The 14,775-nt window shown below is 69.7% G+C and carries 12 protein-coding genes; 2 read left to right on the top strand and 10 right to left on the bottom strand.

Annotation, left to right across the window (positions count from 1 at the left end; all coding sequences use genetic code 11):
- Positions 1-56: 56 nt before the first annotated feature.
- The 9 genes from AC1RVW_RS14785 to AC1RVW_RS14745 form a co-directional block, all read right to left on the bottom strand.
- On the bottom strand, positions 57-1,121 hold the full coding sequence (locus tag AC1RVW_RS14785) for an ABC transporter permease (RefSeq protein ID WP_493200734.1): 1,065 nt from the start codon (positions 1,119-1,121) through the stop codon (positions 57-59).
- Positions 1,121-2,728, bottom strand: coding sequence for an ABC transporter ATP-binding protein (locus tag AC1RVW_RS14780; RefSeq protein ID WP_493200730.1), 1,608 nt, complete (start codon positions 2,726-2,728; stop codon positions 1,121-1,123). The genes AC1RVW_RS14785 and AC1RVW_RS14780 overlap by 1 nt, the downstream gene beginning before the upstream one ends.
- Positions 2,725-3,423 carry an alpha/beta fold hydrolase gene (locus tag AC1RVW_RS14775; protein WP_493200728.1) on the bottom strand — a complete coding sequence of 233 codons (699 nt, stop codon included), beginning with the start codon at positions 3,421-3,423 and terminating at the stop codon, positions 2,725-2,727. Before AC1RVW_RS14775 ends, AC1RVW_RS14780 begins: the two co-directional genes overlap by 4 nt.
- A 44-nt stretch (positions 3,424-3,467) precedes the next feature.
- Complete coding sequence (locus AC1RVW_RS14770; RefSeq protein ID WP_493200726.1) at positions 3,468-4,436, bottom strand: 5'-methylthioadenosine/S-adenosylhomocysteine nucleosidase; 969 nt, start codon at positions 4,434-4,436, stop codon at positions 3,468-3,470.
- Positions 4,436-7,255 (bottom strand): polysaccharide deacetylase family protein, encoded by a 2,820-nt coding sequence (locus tag AC1RVW_RS14765; protein WP_493200725.1) that lies wholly within the window; start codon positions 7,253-7,255, stop codon positions 4,436-4,438. The genes AC1RVW_RS14770 and AC1RVW_RS14765 overlap by 1 nt, the downstream gene beginning before the upstream one ends.
- A gap of 16 nt (positions 7,256-7,271) precedes the next feature.
- A complete protein-coding gene (locus AC1RVW_RS14760) occupies positions 7,272-8,276 on the bottom strand; it encodes a BMP family protein (protein ID WP_081265877.1) in 1,005 nt (334 codons plus the stop codon).
- Between the two features lie 154 nt (positions 8,277-8,430).
- The gene (gene upp / locus AC1RVW_RS14755) at positions 8,431-9,060 is read right to left on the bottom strand and encodes a uracil phosphoribosyltransferase (RefSeq protein ID WP_081265876.1); all 630 of its coding nucleotides are present in this window, start codon (positions 9,058-9,060) and stop codon (positions 8,431-8,433) included.
- Between the two features lie 38 nt (positions 9,061-9,098).
- The gene (locus AC1RVW_RS14750) at positions 9,099-10,505 is read right to left on the bottom strand and encodes a URC4/urg3 family protein (protein ID WP_285410183.1); all 1,407 of its coding nucleotides are present in this window, start codon (positions 10,503-10,505) and stop codon (positions 9,099-9,101) included.
- Positions 10,502-11,812, bottom strand: coding sequence for a GTP cyclohydrolase II (locus AC1RVW_RS14745; RefSeq protein WP_081265874.1), 1,311 nt, complete (start codon positions 11,810-11,812; stop codon positions 10,502-10,504). The genes AC1RVW_RS14750 and AC1RVW_RS14745 overlap by 4 nt, the downstream gene beginning before the upstream one ends.
- Positions 11,813-11,923: 111 nt before the next feature.
- Here AC1RVW_RS14745 and AC1RVW_RS14740 point away from each other — a divergent pair, with 111 nt between their 5' ends.
- Positions 11,924-12,514 (top strand): sigma-70 family RNA polymerase sigma factor, encoded by a 591-nt coding sequence (locus tag AC1RVW_RS14740; protein WP_493200721.1) that lies wholly within the window; start codon positions 11,924-11,926, stop codon positions 12,512-12,514.
- Complete coding sequence (locus AC1RVW_RS14735; protein ID WP_493200719.1) at positions 12,511-13,152, top strand: DUF1109 domain-containing protein; 642 nt, start codon at positions 12,511-12,513, stop codon at positions 13,150-13,152. Before AC1RVW_RS14740 ends, AC1RVW_RS14735 begins: the two co-directional genes overlap by 4 nt.
- 22 nt (positions 13,153-13,174) lie before the next feature.
- Here AC1RVW_RS14735 and AC1RVW_RS14730 read toward each other — a convergent pair whose 3' ends face one another.
- Positions 13,175-14,692, bottom strand: a complete 1,518-nt coding sequence (locus AC1RVW_RS14730; RefSeq protein ID WP_493200717.1) for a helicase HerA-like domain-containing protein — start codon at positions 14,690-14,692, stop codon at positions 13,175-13,177.
- Positions 14,693-14,775 lie beyond the last annotated feature (83 nt).

The raw sequence follows: 14,775 nt of genomic DNA, 5'->3' as shown, positions 1-14,775 counted from the left end.
ATCCCGGCCTTCCCCCAGCGGGGGAAGGAGCAAGAAAGAAGAAGCCAGGGCCAAGATCATTTCTTCATCCTCACCCGGTACTGCGTCAGCAAGGTCGCCACCAGCACCGCGATCAGCGAGGCCGCGACGATCACGTCGGCGATATAGGTCGGCACGCCCACGGCGCGGCTCATGGTGTCGGCCCCCACCAGCACGCCCGCCACGAACACGCCGGCCGCGATCACGCCCAGCGGGTGGAGGCCGGCCAGCATGGCGATCACGATGCCGGTGTAGCCGTAGCCCGGCGACATGTCGAGCGTGACGTAGCTGGTGCGGCCCGCCACCTCGATGGCGCCCGCCAGCCCGGCCAGCGCGCCGGAAAGCAGCGCCACCATGACCACGGTGCGCGTCACCGGCACGCCCGCGAAGGCGGCGGCGCGCGCATTGGCGCCCACCGCGCGGATGTCGAAGCCCAGCACCGTGTACTTGAAGACGGCCCACACCATCACCGCGAGCGACACCGCCCACAAGAGCCCGGTGTGCACCCGCGTCTGCGCGACCAGCTTGCCCAGCTCCAGGTCGGACTGCAGCGACACGCTCTGCGGCCAGCCCATGGCGGTCGGGTCTTTCATCGGCCCGTCGAGCAGCGCAGACACGCCCAGCAGCACGATGAAATTGATCAGCAGCGTGGTCACGACCTCGTCCACGCCCAGCTTGTTCTTCATGAGCGCCGGGCCCAGCAGCATCAGCGCGTCGGCCACGGCGGCGGCCAGCATCATCAGCGGGAACAGCAGCCAGGGCGACAGCTCGAAGCCCGTGCCGCCATGCATGCCGCCCACGGCGACGGCCGCCAGCGCACCCGCGTAGAGCTGCCCCTCGGCGCCGATGTTGAAGAGCCGCGCCTTGAAGGCGACCGTGGCCGCCAGCCCGGTGAGGATCAGCGGAATGGCGCGCGTCAGCGTTTCGCTCCAGGCGAACACCGAGCCGAAACCGCCCTGCAGCAGCAGCGCATAGGTGCGGCCGACCGGCGCGCCGGCCCACAGCACCAGCAGGGCGCTGACGAGCATGGTGAACACGACCGCGCCCACGGGTGCCAGCACCAGCGCGGCGCGGGAGGCCTGGTGGCGTTTCTCGAGCCGCATCATGAGGACGCTCCGTTGCGCTGCGGCGCCGTGGTTGCGCCGGCCATGGCCAGGCCGATGGCCTCGCGCGTCCATGCGGCGGCGGGGCGCGCCTCGCCCAGATGGCCGCCGTGCATCACGGCCACCCGGTCGCCGAGCGCCAGCACTTCGTCGAGGTCGTCCGAAATCACCAGCACGGCCGCGCCAGCGTCGCGCGCGGCGATGAGCTGCTGCTGCACATAGGCGACCGCGCCGATGTCCAGGCCCCAGGTCGGCTGGTGCGCGACGATGAGGCGCGGCGCGCGGTTCGGATACTTCCTGTTGTCGTCGCCCTTGGCCGTTTCGGGCTGCTCGGGCGAGAGCAGGGCGCGGCCCAGGATCAGCTTCTGCATGTTCCCGCCGGAGAGCGACCGGGCCGGCGCCATCAGCCCGGCGCCGCGCACGTCGAACGCCTTTTCTATGCGGCGCGCATGCAGCCGCGCGGCGGCGCGCTTCACGATGAACGACCAGCGCGAGAACACCGGGCTGCGCAGCCGCTCCGACACCGCGTTCTCCCACACCGGCAGGTCGCCGACCACGCCTACCGCGTGCCGGTCTTCGGGAATGCGCGCGACGCCGCGCTGCACCAGCCGGGCAGGCGAGGGCGGCAAGGCGCGGCCCATCAGCTGCGCGGAGCCGGACGAAACCCGGCGCGTGCCGCACAGCAGTTCGGCCAGCGCGACCTGCCCGTTGCCGGACACGCCCGCGATGGCAGTGATTTCGCCGGCGCGCAGCGTCAGCGACACCTCGCGAAGGCCGGCCGAATGGTCCTGCCCGCCGTCCTTGCCGGCGGCGGTGCTCACATGGTCGAGCACGCAGACCGCGTCGCCCACCGACTTGGCGGGCCGGCGCTGCGGTGCCTCGACGGCATGGCCCACCATCCACAGCGCGAGCTGCGCCTGCGTGGTGTCGGCCGTGCGCGCCTGCGCCACCAGCTTGCCGCCGCGCAGCACCGCCACGCGGTGCGACACGCGCAGCACCTCGCCGAGCTTGTGGCTGATGAAGATGACCGACAGGCCCTGCGCCACCATCTGCGCCAGCGTGGCGAACAGCGCCTCGCTCTCCTGGGGCGTGAGCACGGCGGTCGGCTCGTCGAGGATCAGGATGCGCGCGCCGCGGTACAGCGCCTTGAGAATTTCCACCCGCTGGCGCTCGCCGACCGACAGGCTGCCGATCTTCGCGTCCGGCTGCACCGGCAGGCCGAAGCGCTGCGCCACCTCGAGCAGCCTGGCCCGCGCGGCCGCCCGGCGCGACACCGGGCGCCACAGCGGCTCGGTGCCCATCATCACGTTGTCGAGCACGCTGAGGTTGTCGGCCAGCGTGAAGTGCTGGTGCACCATGCCCACGCCGGCGGCCAGCGCGGCCTTGGGGTTGCCCGGCGGCAGCGGCGCGCCGAACACTTCGATGCCGCCTTCGTCGGCGACGTAGTGGCCGAACAGGATCGACATCAGCGTCGACTTGCCCGCGCCGTTCTCGCCGAGCAGCGCGAGCACTTCGCCGCCCTGCAGGTCGAGGGAAATCGCGTCGTTGGCCACCAGGGCGCCGAAGCGCTTGGTGATGCCGGTGAGCCGGAGCACAAGAGGGTTCATGGGATGGCGGGCTCGGGGCTGCCGAGCTCGCGGCAAAAGTTTTCGATGGCCTGGGCGGCAGCGACGGGCGCGGCCTGCAGCAGGCCGTGCGGGCCTTCCAGTCGGACGATGCGAAGGCCCGACAGCGCGCGCTGGATGGTACGGGCGGCCTGGCCGGGAACGATGCGGTCCTCGATGGCCTGCAGGTACATCACCGGCACGCGCACCTGCGCGAGCCTGTCGACCACGTTCACGCGCTGCACTTCCTTCATGCGGCGTGTCATGACGGCGGTCGACACCTGCCGCAGCGACCCCTGCAGCAAGGCCGAAAGGCGTGGCGTGGCAAAGCGGCCCAGCAGCATGCGGCGCATGGGGCCGCGCATCAGGCCGGAGTGCATGAACATCATCGACAGTTCGAGCAGGCCGCCACGCAGCAGCGCCAGCCCCGGCTTGGGGCTGCGGGCAAAGCTGCAGCAAAGGATCAGCCCGCGCAGTCCCGGCGGCGGCGTCGCCGCAATGGAGATCGCGAGCGGGCCGGAGAAGGATTCGCCCAGCAGCACGAAGGGCTGGCCGGCGGGGAGCCGCGCGCGCACAAGCCGTTCGAGTTCGTCATAGCCCAGCGGCTCGGTGCCGGGGTAGCGCACCACGTCGATGGCGTCGTTTCGCCGTCCCATGGCCTGGGCCAGGGGCTCGAACAGCTCGCCGGTGCCGTCCATGCCCGGAAGCAGAACAAGGCGGATGGAACCAGCGGGCGCCGCCGTCACTTCCACGCGGCCAGGAACGCCAGCATCACCTTGGCGGAGTTGTCCGCCGCGATGCTCATGAAGGTGCCCATTTCGTTCTCGCCGTCGCCGCCGCCCGCGAGGTCGCTGAGCGAGCGGAAGGCGATGAAGGGCACGCCGTTGCTGTAGGCGACCATGCCCACGGCGGCGGTTTCCATGTCGAGCACGTTGGCCTGGAAAGTCCTGTAGGTGTATTCGCGGTAGGCCTTGTTGTCCATGAAGGCCTGGCCCGACACGCCGTTGCCGCCCACCACCAGCTGCGGCTTGCGCGGCAGGCACTTGCCGGCGCCGCAGTTCGCCAGGTCGACGTTGCGGATGCTGCGCGCCACCTCGAGCATCTTCGGGTCGGCCTCGAACCAGAACTTGCGCACGATCTCCGGGTTGGCCGCCGAGCGCACCTCGACCGGGCGCGGGAACATCATCCCGAAGTTAGGCAGCGTGGCGTCGGTGATGAAGGGCGGCGCGCTGTACCTGCCCGGCGCGGTCTCGCGCGCCATCAGCACTTCGAGGTACTGGCCCCACTGCGCGGGCACGGTCACGTCGCCCACGTGCAGCTGCGGGTTCACGCCGCCCGCGATGCCGCTGAACACGATGTTGGTGATGCGAAAGCGGTTGAGCACCAGCTGCGTGTTCATGGTCGCGTTCGTCATGCTGATGCCTGACAGGAACAGCACCACGGGCTTGCCTTCGAGCGTGCCGGTGGTGAACTCCACGCCGTTCACGCTGTGCTTCACCGGGCCCTGCAGCCGGGTCAGCAGAAGCTTCAGCTCGGGCTCGAAGGCCGACAGCACCGCGATGCGCGGCGTGTCGTCGAGCCGCGTGCCGCTGTTGATGCTGACCGCGCCGGACTTGTAGACGCCGGCGCAGCCCGCCAGCAGCACCCCGAGCGTGGCGGCCAGCACGGGCGCGCGCAGGCGCCGCAGCAGGGAGGATGTGTGGTTCTTCATCATGAGTTCGTCGGTAGTTGCGGGCGGTGCGCGGCGTCGGGCGTGGCGATCCAGGCTTGCAGCGACGCGACGCGCGCGTGCTTCGGCGCCAGGCCGACGAAGGTGGTGTAGGCGGCCAGCGCCTTGGCGTCGTTGCCCGACTGCAGGTAGGCATCGCCCAGGTTCAGGTAGGCGAGGGCGCGGCTGCCGTCCATCTCGATGGCCTGCTCGAACCAGCGCGCGGCCTCCACCGGCTTGCCGCGCTTGAAGTACACGAAGCCCAGGTTGTTGGCCGCCAGCGCAAAGCGCGGCTGCAGCTTCAGCGCCTCGGTGAAGGCGGCTTCGGCTTCGTCGTAGCGGCGCTCGCGGTACAGCTGCAGGCCGCGGTCGTTGGCGCGCTGGGCGGCCACGCGCGGCGACACCGGCGCCGCGGCCGGCATGGTCAGCCTGGCGTCGGCGCCTTCGAGGTTCTTCACCACCACCTCGATGGCAGCGGGGCCGGTCTTGGGTGTGGCCGCCGAGGTGTGCACGGCCTGCTCGTTGGCCTCGTCGATGCGTTTGTTGACCTGGCTGGCGGCCGCGTCGAGCTGCACGATGTCGCCGCTCAGGCCCTCGCGCTCGGTGGGCAGCTCGAACACGAACTCGCCGCCCTCCGAGCCCGGCAGGCTGCCGAACGCCGGCGTCTGCCGCGCGATGGCCGAGACTGCCGGCGCCACATAGGCAGCAAGCTCGGTGCCGGTGATGACGCCGTCGCCGTTCAGGTCGGCCTTGCCCGACAGCGCCTGCAGCACGGTCCACGTGAAGACCGAATGCCCGCCGGGGCCGTCGTCGGCCACCTGCTGGTCGGCGCCGCCGGCGGTGATCATCTGGCGGCCGACCCGGCGCGCGTTGTCGCTCAGGAAGTTCTTGCTGCCGCGCGGCGCACCGCCGCGCGTGAGGCCCAGGCCCGAATAGCAGGCGTCCACCATGAACAGCACGTGCTTGGCCGACAGCGCCTCGGCCACCTCCTGCAATTGCGGCATCGAGATGGCGTCGGAGGCCAGGTCGTCCAGCGCCGCATCGACCGGGATGATGTAGCCCACGTCGCGCCCGCTCGCGAGCTTGCGGGTGCTGCCGTGGCCGGCGAAGAACACCAGCACGCGGTCGTCGCGCTTCACGCGCTTGGTGTCGGCGAGCTTGTCGTTCAGCACGCGCAGGATGTTGGCGCGCGTGGCCTCGCCGTCGTACAGCGAGGTGACGTTCTCGGGCTTGAAGCCGAAGCGGGTGACGAGCAGTTGCTCCATCGACCTGGCGTCGGGCACGGCGTGGTGCAGGCCGGGCCACTTGGCGTACTTGTCGATGCCGATCACCAGCGCGTGGCTGTCGCGGTAGAGCGTGTCGCCGCTGCCGGCGGCGGCCACGCCGTCGTCGGGCGCGGGCCGCTTGGCCGCGTTGACGACGAACTTGCCGTCGCGCCAGGTGGCGAAGCGGTAGCCGTCGGCCACCAGCTGGTCGAGCACCGTGGGCAGGGCCTGCACGGTGCGGCCCTGGATGTCATGGAACAGGATCACGCCGCGCTTGGCCTTGTCGACCTCGGCCAGCACGCGGTCGGCGATCGACTTGGGCACCGGGTCGGCCCAGTCCATGGAGTCGACGGTCCAGAGCATCGAGCGCAGCTTGAGCGCCTCGACCGTGCTCAGCTTGTCTTCGTTGCGCGCGCCGTAGGGAAAGCGGAACAGGGTGGACTGCGGGCGGCCGGTGGCGTCGAGCAGGGCCTCGGTCTCGGAGGCCTCGGTGCGCACCGTGTCGTCGCTCATCTTGGCCATCACGCCGTGGCTGAAGCTGTGATTGGCGAGCACGTGGCCGGCGGCCAGCACGCGCTTGGCCACCGCGCCGTTGGCGCCCAGCTGCGCCTTGCCCTGCGCGTCGAGCTTGCCGAGGTTGCGGCCCAGCTCGAAGAAGATGGCGGGCGCGTCGTAGCGCTTGAGGATCTCCAGGATCTCGTCGGTGTGCCTGGCGTGCGGGCCGTCGTCGAAGGTCAGCACCACGGTCCTGGGCGGCAGCGAGGTGCCGAAGATCTCCCGGGTGTCGGCGCCCTCCTTCTCCTTGGCGCCGGTGCCGGCGGGCTGGGTTGCCTGCGTGTACGGAACGATGGCGCCGAAGTCCTTCAGGATCTTCTCGCGCGAATACAGGCCCTGCAGCTTGGCCACGTAGTCGGACCACTTCTCGCGCCTGGGCTCGATGCCGCGCTGCGCGAAGCGGCCGAACACGTCTTTCAGCTCGCGGTCGTAGGCCTGTTCGATCTCGGCGAGCACGGCCAGGTCTTCGCTGGCGCGGCGGCCGAGCTTGAGGCCGGGCAGCGACTGCGCCTGGGCGTAGCGCGTGCTCAGCTCGGTGAGGAATTCCTTGAATGCGAGGCGGTCGGCGTCGAACCAGCTGGGTTCGCTTTCGATGCGGTCCAGCAGCGCGTTCAGCGCCGGCACGGTGGCCGGGTCGGCCATCTCGCCCGCCTGCGCGATGAGCGCCTGCTGCCGCTCCTGCATGTCGTGGAACAGCAGTTGCCCGACCGCGCCCACCGCGCGCTTCTCGGCCGCGTCGAGCGTGCGCTCGCCGGTCATCAGCACGATCATCTGCCGGTGGGCGGCGAGCAGGGCGTCGGCGCGCTCCTGCAGCGCCGCCGGAATGCCTGCGGGGACGGCGGCGGCCGGCGCGGGCGCCGCGGCGGCAGCGGGGGCGGCGGGTGCAGCCACCACGGGCGCCGCCGTGCCGGCGGATTCAGGCTGGCAGGCGGCCAGTCCGGCGACGGCCAGCGCCGCAACCGCCACGCCCCGGATTGCGGTGCGCCATCGCGCAGGATTCATGGGCACTTGGAGGCGTTTACTTGGCTGTGGACTTGGGTTGGCCGTCGTCCACCTTCACGGTGAACTTGCCCGCGAGGATGTCGGCCTGCTTGGCCTTCACCTTGGCGATGATGTCGGCCGGCACTTTCTTCTCGAAGGTGCCGAGCGGCGCGAGCTCGGAGCCCTTGTGCTTCATCTGCGCGTACACGCCGTAGTCCTCGGCCGCGAACTTGCCTTCCTTGACCAGCTTGATCGCGCGGTCGGCCGCGGGCTCGAAGTTCCACAGTGCCGACGCCACCACCGTGTCGGGGTACTGGCTCTGCGTGTCGATCACGTTGCCGATGGCGAGCTTGCCCTTTTCCTTGGCCGCGTCGGAGACACCGAAGCGCTCGGCGTACATCACGTCCGCGCCCTTGTCGATCATGGCGAAGGCGGCTTCCTTGGCCTTCGGCGGGTCGAACCAGCTGTTGATGAAGCTCACGCTGAACTCGACCTTCGGGTTGGTTTCCTTGGCGCCCGCCATGAAGGCGTTCATCAGCCGGTTCACTTCGGGAATCGGGAAGCCGCCGACCATGCCGATGCGGTTGGTCTTGGTCATGCCGCCGGCCACCATGCCGCTCAGGTAGGCGGGCTCCTGGATGTAGTTGTCGAACACGCTGAAATTGGGCGCCTGCGGCTTGAGCGACGAGCCCATCAGGAAGGCGACCTTGGGAAAGTCCTTGGCGACCTTGCGCGCCGCGGCTTCCACGCCGAACACCTCGCCCAGGATCAGCTGGTTGCCGCCGGTGGCGTACTCGCGCATCACGCGCTCGTAGTCGGCGTTGCTGACGTTCTCGGTGGCCTTGTATTCGATCTCGCCGCGCGCCTCGGCCGCCTTCAGCGCCTTGTGGATGCGGCCCACCCATTGCTGCTCGAAAGGCACGGTGTACACCGCGGCCACTTTCAGCTTGGCCTGCTGCGCGAGCGCAAGGCCCGGGGCGCCTGCCGCGAGCGCGGCGGCAATGGCGACGGAACGGATGATCAATTGACGGCGTGCTGCCACGATGCTTCTCCTCGAGTTATGGAAATCTTAGGCTCGCAAAAACCGCGCCTTCCTAGCCAGAACACCGAGGAACCGGCTCCGCCGGGCCTCAGGTGCTGCCCCCGGCAGGGGGAAGGCGTAGCGACACGAAGTGCGCGAAGCCTGGGGGCGAGCCCTACTTCGTGCCGAAGATGCGGTCGCCCGCGTCGCCCAGGCCCGGCAGGATGTAGCCGTGGCTGTCGAGTTCGCGGTCGATGGCGGCGGTGTAGATCGGCACGTCGGGGTGCGCGGTCTGCATCGTCTTCACGCCTTCGGGGCAGGTCAGCAGGCAGACGAACTTGATCGACTTCGGGTTCAGCTCCTTCAGCCGCTCGACCGCGGCCACGGCCGAGTTGCCGGTGGCCAGCATCGGGTCGACCACGATCACGTCGCGGTTCTCCATTTCGCCGGGCATCTTGAAGTAGTACTCGACGGCCGTCAGCGTCTTGGGGTCGCGGTACAGGCCGATATGGCCGACGCGGGCGCCGGGCACCACGGTCAGCATGCCGTCCAGGATGCCGGTGCCGGCGCGAAGAATGGACACCAGCACCAGCTTCTTGCCGTCGATGACCTTGGCCTGCATGGTCTCCAGCGGGGTTTCGACCTCGATGTCCTGCATCGGCATGTCGCGCGTGACCTCGTAGGCCATGAGCATGCTGATTTCATTGAGGAGCCGGCGGAAGCTGTTGGTCGAGGCGTCCTTGCGGCGCATCAGCGTCAGCTTGTGCTGGACGAGGGGGTGGTTGACGAGGTGGACGTTGCTCATTGGAATTGTGTTTGACGTTGCTGGGTGAACACCGGAGTCTAAAAGACAGTGCCGTCGCTCTCGATCGACAGCGGCGGCGCACCGTCGCGCAACCGCTGTGCCAGCGCCCGGCCCGCGGCCCAGGTGCCGCCTTCGAGCACGCAGGCCAGCGGCAATTCGTCTTCGGTGCGGTCGAGCACCTTGCGCACCCGGGGGGCAAGCTCGTCGAGCAGCGCCACGGTCAGCGCGCGCCATTCGACGATGAACTCGTCGCCCGCCTTCCATCGGCGGGTGAGGAAGGCCGGGTCCTTCGGCACGATCACGCCGCTGTCGATCAGCAGGCCGCCGTTGCGGTACTCGGGCAGGGCGGTGAGCGCGTCGAGGTGGCGCACCTTCACGCCGGCCCATTCGAAGGGTTCGAGCAGCGAGTAGGTGAGCCACTGCGACAGCTTGTGGAAGGGCATCCAGCCGTTGGTGAGCCCGGGCCCGCTCACGGCGCTGTGGCGCCAGCAGTCGCCCAGCGCGAGCGCGGGGTCGCCCGACCCGATGCCGCCGGGGCTGTCGCTGCCGTCGGCCGCGATGCTGTCCACCGAGTTGGCTGAGGGCCAGATGCGCGACAGCGTATCAAGCAGCAGCGACAGGATCTGGTGCGCGGTGATTTCGGCCGTGGGCGGCGCGGCCGGGCCGTAGGGGCCGACCAGCGCGTCGAACAGCCGGCCCGGGCGGCCTTCGTCGCCGAAGGTCTCGGGCTGCTCGTTCATGGCCTCGCCCAGGCGGCGCAGCAGCGTGGCGCGGCCCGCCAGCCCGACCAGCGGGTTGGCCTCGCTGACCTGGAAGGCGTCGCCCAGGCGGTCGGTCACCAGCCCGCGCAGGCCGGCCGCGTCCACCTGGTAAGGGTGGTCGGGGTCGGACGAGAACAGTCCGGCCATGAAGGCGTGGTAGCTGGCCACGGCCAGCCCTTCGGAGCGGGTGAAGCGTTCGCCGGTGGCGGCTTCGGTGTAGTGCCAGTCGGGGCCGGCGCCGGCGTCCAGCAGCACGCTCACCAGCACCAGGTCGATGTGCGCGCGGGCGCGCTGCCGCGCGTCGGCTTCGCCGAGCAGGGTGTCGAGTTCCTCGATGCGCTTGATGCCGCCGGCCTCGAAGTGGCGCCAGCGGCTGTGGTACGGAATGGTGTCCCAGGGGTAGCGCTCGCGCGTGACCTCGGCCACGTTGCGCGCCGCGTCTTCCAGCTTGTCGTCCTCGCCGATGCGGAACCACTGCGATTCGCCGCGCCGCGCGCGCGCCAGCAGGGCGCCGGCGCGCTGGCGAATGGCCGCGGTGGTGCGCAGCAGGCTGGCGGCGCCGGCCGGATGGGCGGTGTCGGCGGTGAATTCGATCGACGGATCGACCTTGCCCGCGCCGCCGGGCGGCAGGCTGCCGGAGCCGTCGACGGGCATGTTGGGATCGCTGTTGCGGCTTGTCGTCATTCGCTGAGTCCTCGGCCCTTGGCCTTTTTCAGTTCTTCGGCGTCCGGCACCGGGCCGGGTGTGAAATAGCCGGCGGCCATCTTGGCGTCCATCTCGACGCGGGCGTCGGCCGGGATCAGCGCATCGGGAATGTTCACGCGCTCGCCGATCTCGATGCCCGAGCCGGTGATCGCGTCGAACTTCATGTTGCTCATTGACACCAGCCGGTGGATCTTCCTGATGCCCAGCCAGTGGAAGACGTCGGGCATGAGCTCCTGGAAGCGCATGTCCTGCACGCCGGCCACGCATTCGGTGCGGGCGAAATACTGGTCGGCCGTGTCGCCGCCCACCTGCCGCTTGCGGGCGTTGTAGACCAGGAACTTGGTCACTTCGCCGAGCGCCCGGCCTTCCTTGCGCGAGTAGGCGATCAGGCCCACGCCGCCGCGCTGCGCGCCCATGATGCATTCCTCGATGGCGTGCGTGAGATAGGGCCGGCAGGTGCAGATGTCGGAGCCAAACACGTCGGAGCCGTTGCACTCGTCGTGGATGCGCGCGGTGAGCTCGACCTCGGGGTTGGCCAGGTCGCGCGGGTTGCCGAAGATGTAGAGCGTCTGCCCGCCGATGGGCGGCAGGAACACCTCGAGGTCGGAGCGCGTGACCAGTTCGGGGTACATGCCGCCGGTTTCCTCGAACAGGGTGCGGCGCAGGTCGGTCTCGGAGCAGCCGAAGCGGCGCGCCACCTCGGGCAGGTACCAGACGGGCTCGATCGCGGCCTTGGTGACCATGGCCGCGCCGCCGGACGTGAGGAAGTGGCCGTCGGCCTTGAGCCGGCCGCTCTGCAGCGCCTCGATCACCTCGGGCAGGATCACGTGCGCCTTGGTGATCGCGATGGTCGGGCGGATGTCGTAGCCGGCCGCCAGCTCGGTGGCGAACACGTCGGCCACCTGCGCCCCCCAGGGGTCGAGCGACACGATGCGGCCCGGCTCGCTCCACTGCGGGTAGGGGCCTATCACGTCGGTGGGGGAGGTGTTGGTCAGGTCGGCCTTGTGCTCGCGCTTGAGCGCGCCCGAGGCCACGGCCAGCGCGCGATACACGCTGTAGGAGCCGCTGTGCGTGCCGATGACGTTGCGATGCGCCCGCTTGGTGGTGGTGCCGACCACCGGCCCGCGCTCGGCCGGTGTGGCCGCGCCCCAATGGATGGGCAGCGCGCCGAAGCCGCCGGCATGCGAAGTCAGGCGTATGTGGCCGGTCGACGACGAAGGGTGGAGCGGGGGGATGGGCGTGGTGCTGCCCGGGGAGGAAGGGATCGTTGTGCTGTCTGCAGACATTGGGGGCCCTCAAAAAACACAATGTATCGATGGTGCGTGGTGCTTGCAAGCAGACGGCTTCGGCACAATCGGCCGGAACTTTTTTGGGCGAGGCTGTAACCAGCCGACCGGATGGCACGAAACACAACAGGCAGCAGGACATACCCGGGCGACGCGGAAGCGGCGCTGCGCAGCCTGTTCCTTCGCGGCCTGGACGGCGACGCGAAGGCCTACCGCGACTTCCTGCAGCGACTCAGCGCGCACTTGCGCGCCTTTCTGGGCAAGCGCCTCTTTGGCTGGCCCGATGAAGTGGAAGACCTTGTTCAGGAATGCCTGCTCGCCATGCACAACCAGCGTCACACCTACCAGAGCGACCAGCCGCTGACGGCCTGGGTGCACGCCATTGCCCGCTACAAGATGATCGACCTGCTGCGTGCCAAGTCGGTGCGCGAAGATCTGCATGACCCGCTGGACGACGACCTCGCCGTGTTCGCCGAGTCGGCCGAGGAGGCCAGCGACGCCCGGCGCGACCTGGGCGGGCTGCTGCAGACCCTGCCGGAGCGGCAGCGCTTGCCGATCGTGCACGTGAAGATCGAGGGCCTCTCGGTGGCCGAGGCTGCGAGCCTCACGGGCATGTCGGAATCGGCGGTGAAGGTCGGTATCCACCGCGGCCTGAAGGCGCTGGCCGCACGCTTCGGCAACCGCTGGGGAGACGCCGCATGAAGACCGACGACCTCGTGTCGATGCTGTCCGCCGGCGACGTGGCCGTGCCGCGCCGCAGCGCGAGCAGGCGCATCGGCCTGGCGGTGCTGGCCGGGTTGCCGCTGTCGCTCTTCATCCTGTTCGCCGAATACGGCATGCGGCGCGACATCGTGCAGGCCATGTTCTGGCCGATGTTCTGGGTCAAGGTGACGTTCCCGCTGTGCATTGCGGCGGCCGGCTTCGTGGCCGTGCAGCGCCTCTCGCGGCCCGGCGTGCCCGCGCGGCATGCGTGGATGGGCGCCGCGCTGCCGGTGGCCGGCATCTGGGTGCTGGCGGCGATCGCCTGGTTCAGCGTGCCGGCGCAGGAGCGCATGCCGTCGCTCATGGGGCAGTCGTGGCGGATCTGCGCGGTCAGCATCGGGCTGATGGCGCTGCCGGTGTTCGCGGCCACGATGGTGGCGCTCAGGGGGCTGGCGCCCACGCGGCCGGCGCTGGCCGGCGCGGCGGCCGGAGCGCTGGCCGGCGGCGTCGGCGCCGCGGTCTATGCGCTGCACTGCATGGAGCTGACCGCGCCGTTCCTTGCCGTCTGGTATGTGAGCGGGATTGCGGTGCCGGTGCTGGTGGGCGCCGTGCTGGGCCCGCGCCTGCTGCGCTGGTAGGCGCGGTGCGCGGGGCGCAGGCTCAGCGCTTCTTGCTGCCGAAGATCCCGCCGAGCACGCCGCGCAGGATCTCCTTGCCCACCGACGTGCCCATGGTGCGCACCGCCGACTTGGCCATGGTCTGCACCAGGCCGTCGTGCTTGGCGCCGCGCGGGCCGGTGGTGCCGAAGAGCATGTCGTTGAGCATGCCGCCCACGCCCGAACCGGAAGCTTCGGCCGCCGGCTTGCCGCCTGCCGGCGTGGCCGGCGGCGCACCGGGCGCGCTCTCGGCCCGGCCCTTGAGCTTTTCGTAGGCCGACTCGCGGTCCACCGCCTTCTCGTAGACGCCGGCCACCAGCGAATTGGCGATCAGCGCCTTGCGCTGGTCGGCGGTGATCGGGCCGAGCTGGCTGCCCGGCGGCAGCACGAACACGCGCTCGGTCACGCTGGGGCGGCCCTTCTCGTCGAGGAAGCTGACCAGTGCCTCGCCCACCGCGAGCTCGGTGATGGCGGTCTCGATGTCCAGCCCCGGCTTCTGCCGCATGGTGCTGGCGGCCGCTTTCACCGCTTTCTGGTCGCGCGGAGTGAAGGCGCGCAGCGCGTGCTGCACCCGGTTGCCGAGCTGGGCGAGCACCGTGTCGGGAATGTCCAGCGGGTTCTGGGTGACGAAATACACGCCCACGCCCTTGGAGCGCACCAGCCGCACCACCAGCTCGATGCGCTCGACCAGCGCCTTGGGCGCCTCGTTGAACAGCAGGTGGGCTTCGTCGAAGAAGAAGGCCAGCTTGGGCTGCTCGGGGTCGCCGATTTCGGGCAGTTGCTCGAACAGCTCCGACAGCATCCAGAGCAGGAAGGTGGCGTAGAGCCGCGGCGAATTCATGAGCTTGTCGGCCGCCAGGATGTTGATCACACCCTTGCCGCCCACCGTTTGCATGAAGTCGGCGATGTTGAGCATCGGCTCGCCGAAGAACCTGTCGCCGCCCTGGGTCTCGATCTGCACCAGCCCGCGCTGGATGGCGCCCACGCTGGCGGCGCTGATGTTGCCGTACTGCGTGGTGAACTGGCTCGCGTTCTCGCCCACGTACTGCAGCATGGCGCGCAGGTCCTTCAGGTCGAGCAGCAGCAGGCCGTTGTCGTCTGCTATCTTGAACACCAGGTTCAGCACGCCGGCCTGGGTGTCGTTCAGGTCGAGCATGCGGCTCAGCAGCAGCGGGCCCATGTCGGAGATGGTGGCGCGCACCGGGTGGCCCTGCTCGCCGAACACGTCCCACAGCGTGACGGGGCAGGCGGAGGGTTCCGGCACGTCGATGCCGCGCTCGGCCAGCGTGGCGGCCAGCTTGGCGCCGATGCTGCCTTTCTGGCTGATGCCGGTCAGGTCGCCCTTCACGTCGGCCATGAACACCGGCACGCCGATGCCGGACAGCTTTTCGGCGATGGTCTGCAGCGTGACGGTCTTGCCGGTGCCGGTGGCGCCGGTGATCAGGCCGTGGCGGTTGGCCAGGCCGGGGAGGAGGGCGCACTCGACAGTCTCGTGGCGTGCGACTAACAATGGCTCGGTCATGGGGTCCCCAAATGTTGGCTTGCGGCAGTCTATCCAAGCCCCGCCTTTACAATTGCCGTGAATTTTCATTCAAACGCAAACCG

The organism is Variovorax sp. MPBD4-3 (genome assembly GCF_058809745.1).
This window is presented reverse-complemented; position numbering and strand designations above follow the sequence as displayed.

What these genes read in the sequence shown, in the direction of transcription:
- upp (WP_081265876.1), bottom strand. Translation starts at nt 9,060, where the DNA reads ATGAGCAACGTCCACCTCGTCAACCACCCCCTCGTCCAGCACAAGCTG.
- AC1RVW_RS14750 (WP_285410183.1), bottom strand. Translation starts at nt 10,505, where the DNA reads ATGACGACAAGCCGCAACAGCGATCCCAACATGCCCGTCGACGGCTCC.
- AC1RVW_RS14735 (WP_493200719.1), top strand. Translation starts at nt 12,511, where the DNA reads ATGAAGACCGACGACCTCGTGTCGATGCTGTCCGCCGGCGACGTGGCC.
- AC1RVW_RS14770 (WP_493200726.1), bottom strand. Translation starts at nt 4,436, where the DNA reads ATGAAGAACCACACATCCTCCCTGCTGCGGCGCCTGCGCGCGCCCGTG.
- AC1RVW_RS14775 (WP_493200728.1), bottom strand. Translation starts at nt 3,423, where the DNA reads ATGGACGGCACCGGCGAGCTGTTCGAGCCCCTGGCCCAGGCCATGGGA.
- AC1RVW_RS14740 (WP_493200721.1), top strand. Translation starts at nt 11,924, where the DNA reads ATGGCACGAAACACAACAGGCAGCAGGACATACCCGGGCGACGCGGAA.
- AC1RVW_RS14780 (WP_493200730.1), bottom strand. Translation starts at nt 2,728, where the DNA reads ATGAACCCTCTTGTGCTCCGGCTCACCGGCATCACCAAGCGCTTCGGC.
- AC1RVW_RS14745 (WP_081265874.1), bottom strand. Translation starts at nt 11,812, where the DNA reads ATGTCTGCAGACAGCACAACGATCCCTTCCTCCCCGGGCAGCACCACG.
- AC1RVW_RS14785 (WP_493200734.1), bottom strand. Translation starts at nt 1,121, where the DNA reads ATGCGGCTCGAGAAACGCCACCAGGCCTCCCGCGCCGCGCTGGTGCTG.
- AC1RVW_RS14730 (WP_493200717.1), bottom strand. Translation starts at nt 14,692, where the DNA reads ATGACCGAGCCATTGTTAGTCGCACGCCACGAGACTGTCGAGTGCGCC.
- AC1RVW_RS14765 (WP_493200725.1), bottom strand. Translation starts at nt 7,255, where the DNA reads ATGAATCCTGCGCGATGGCGCACCGCAATCCGGGGCGTGGCGGTTGCG.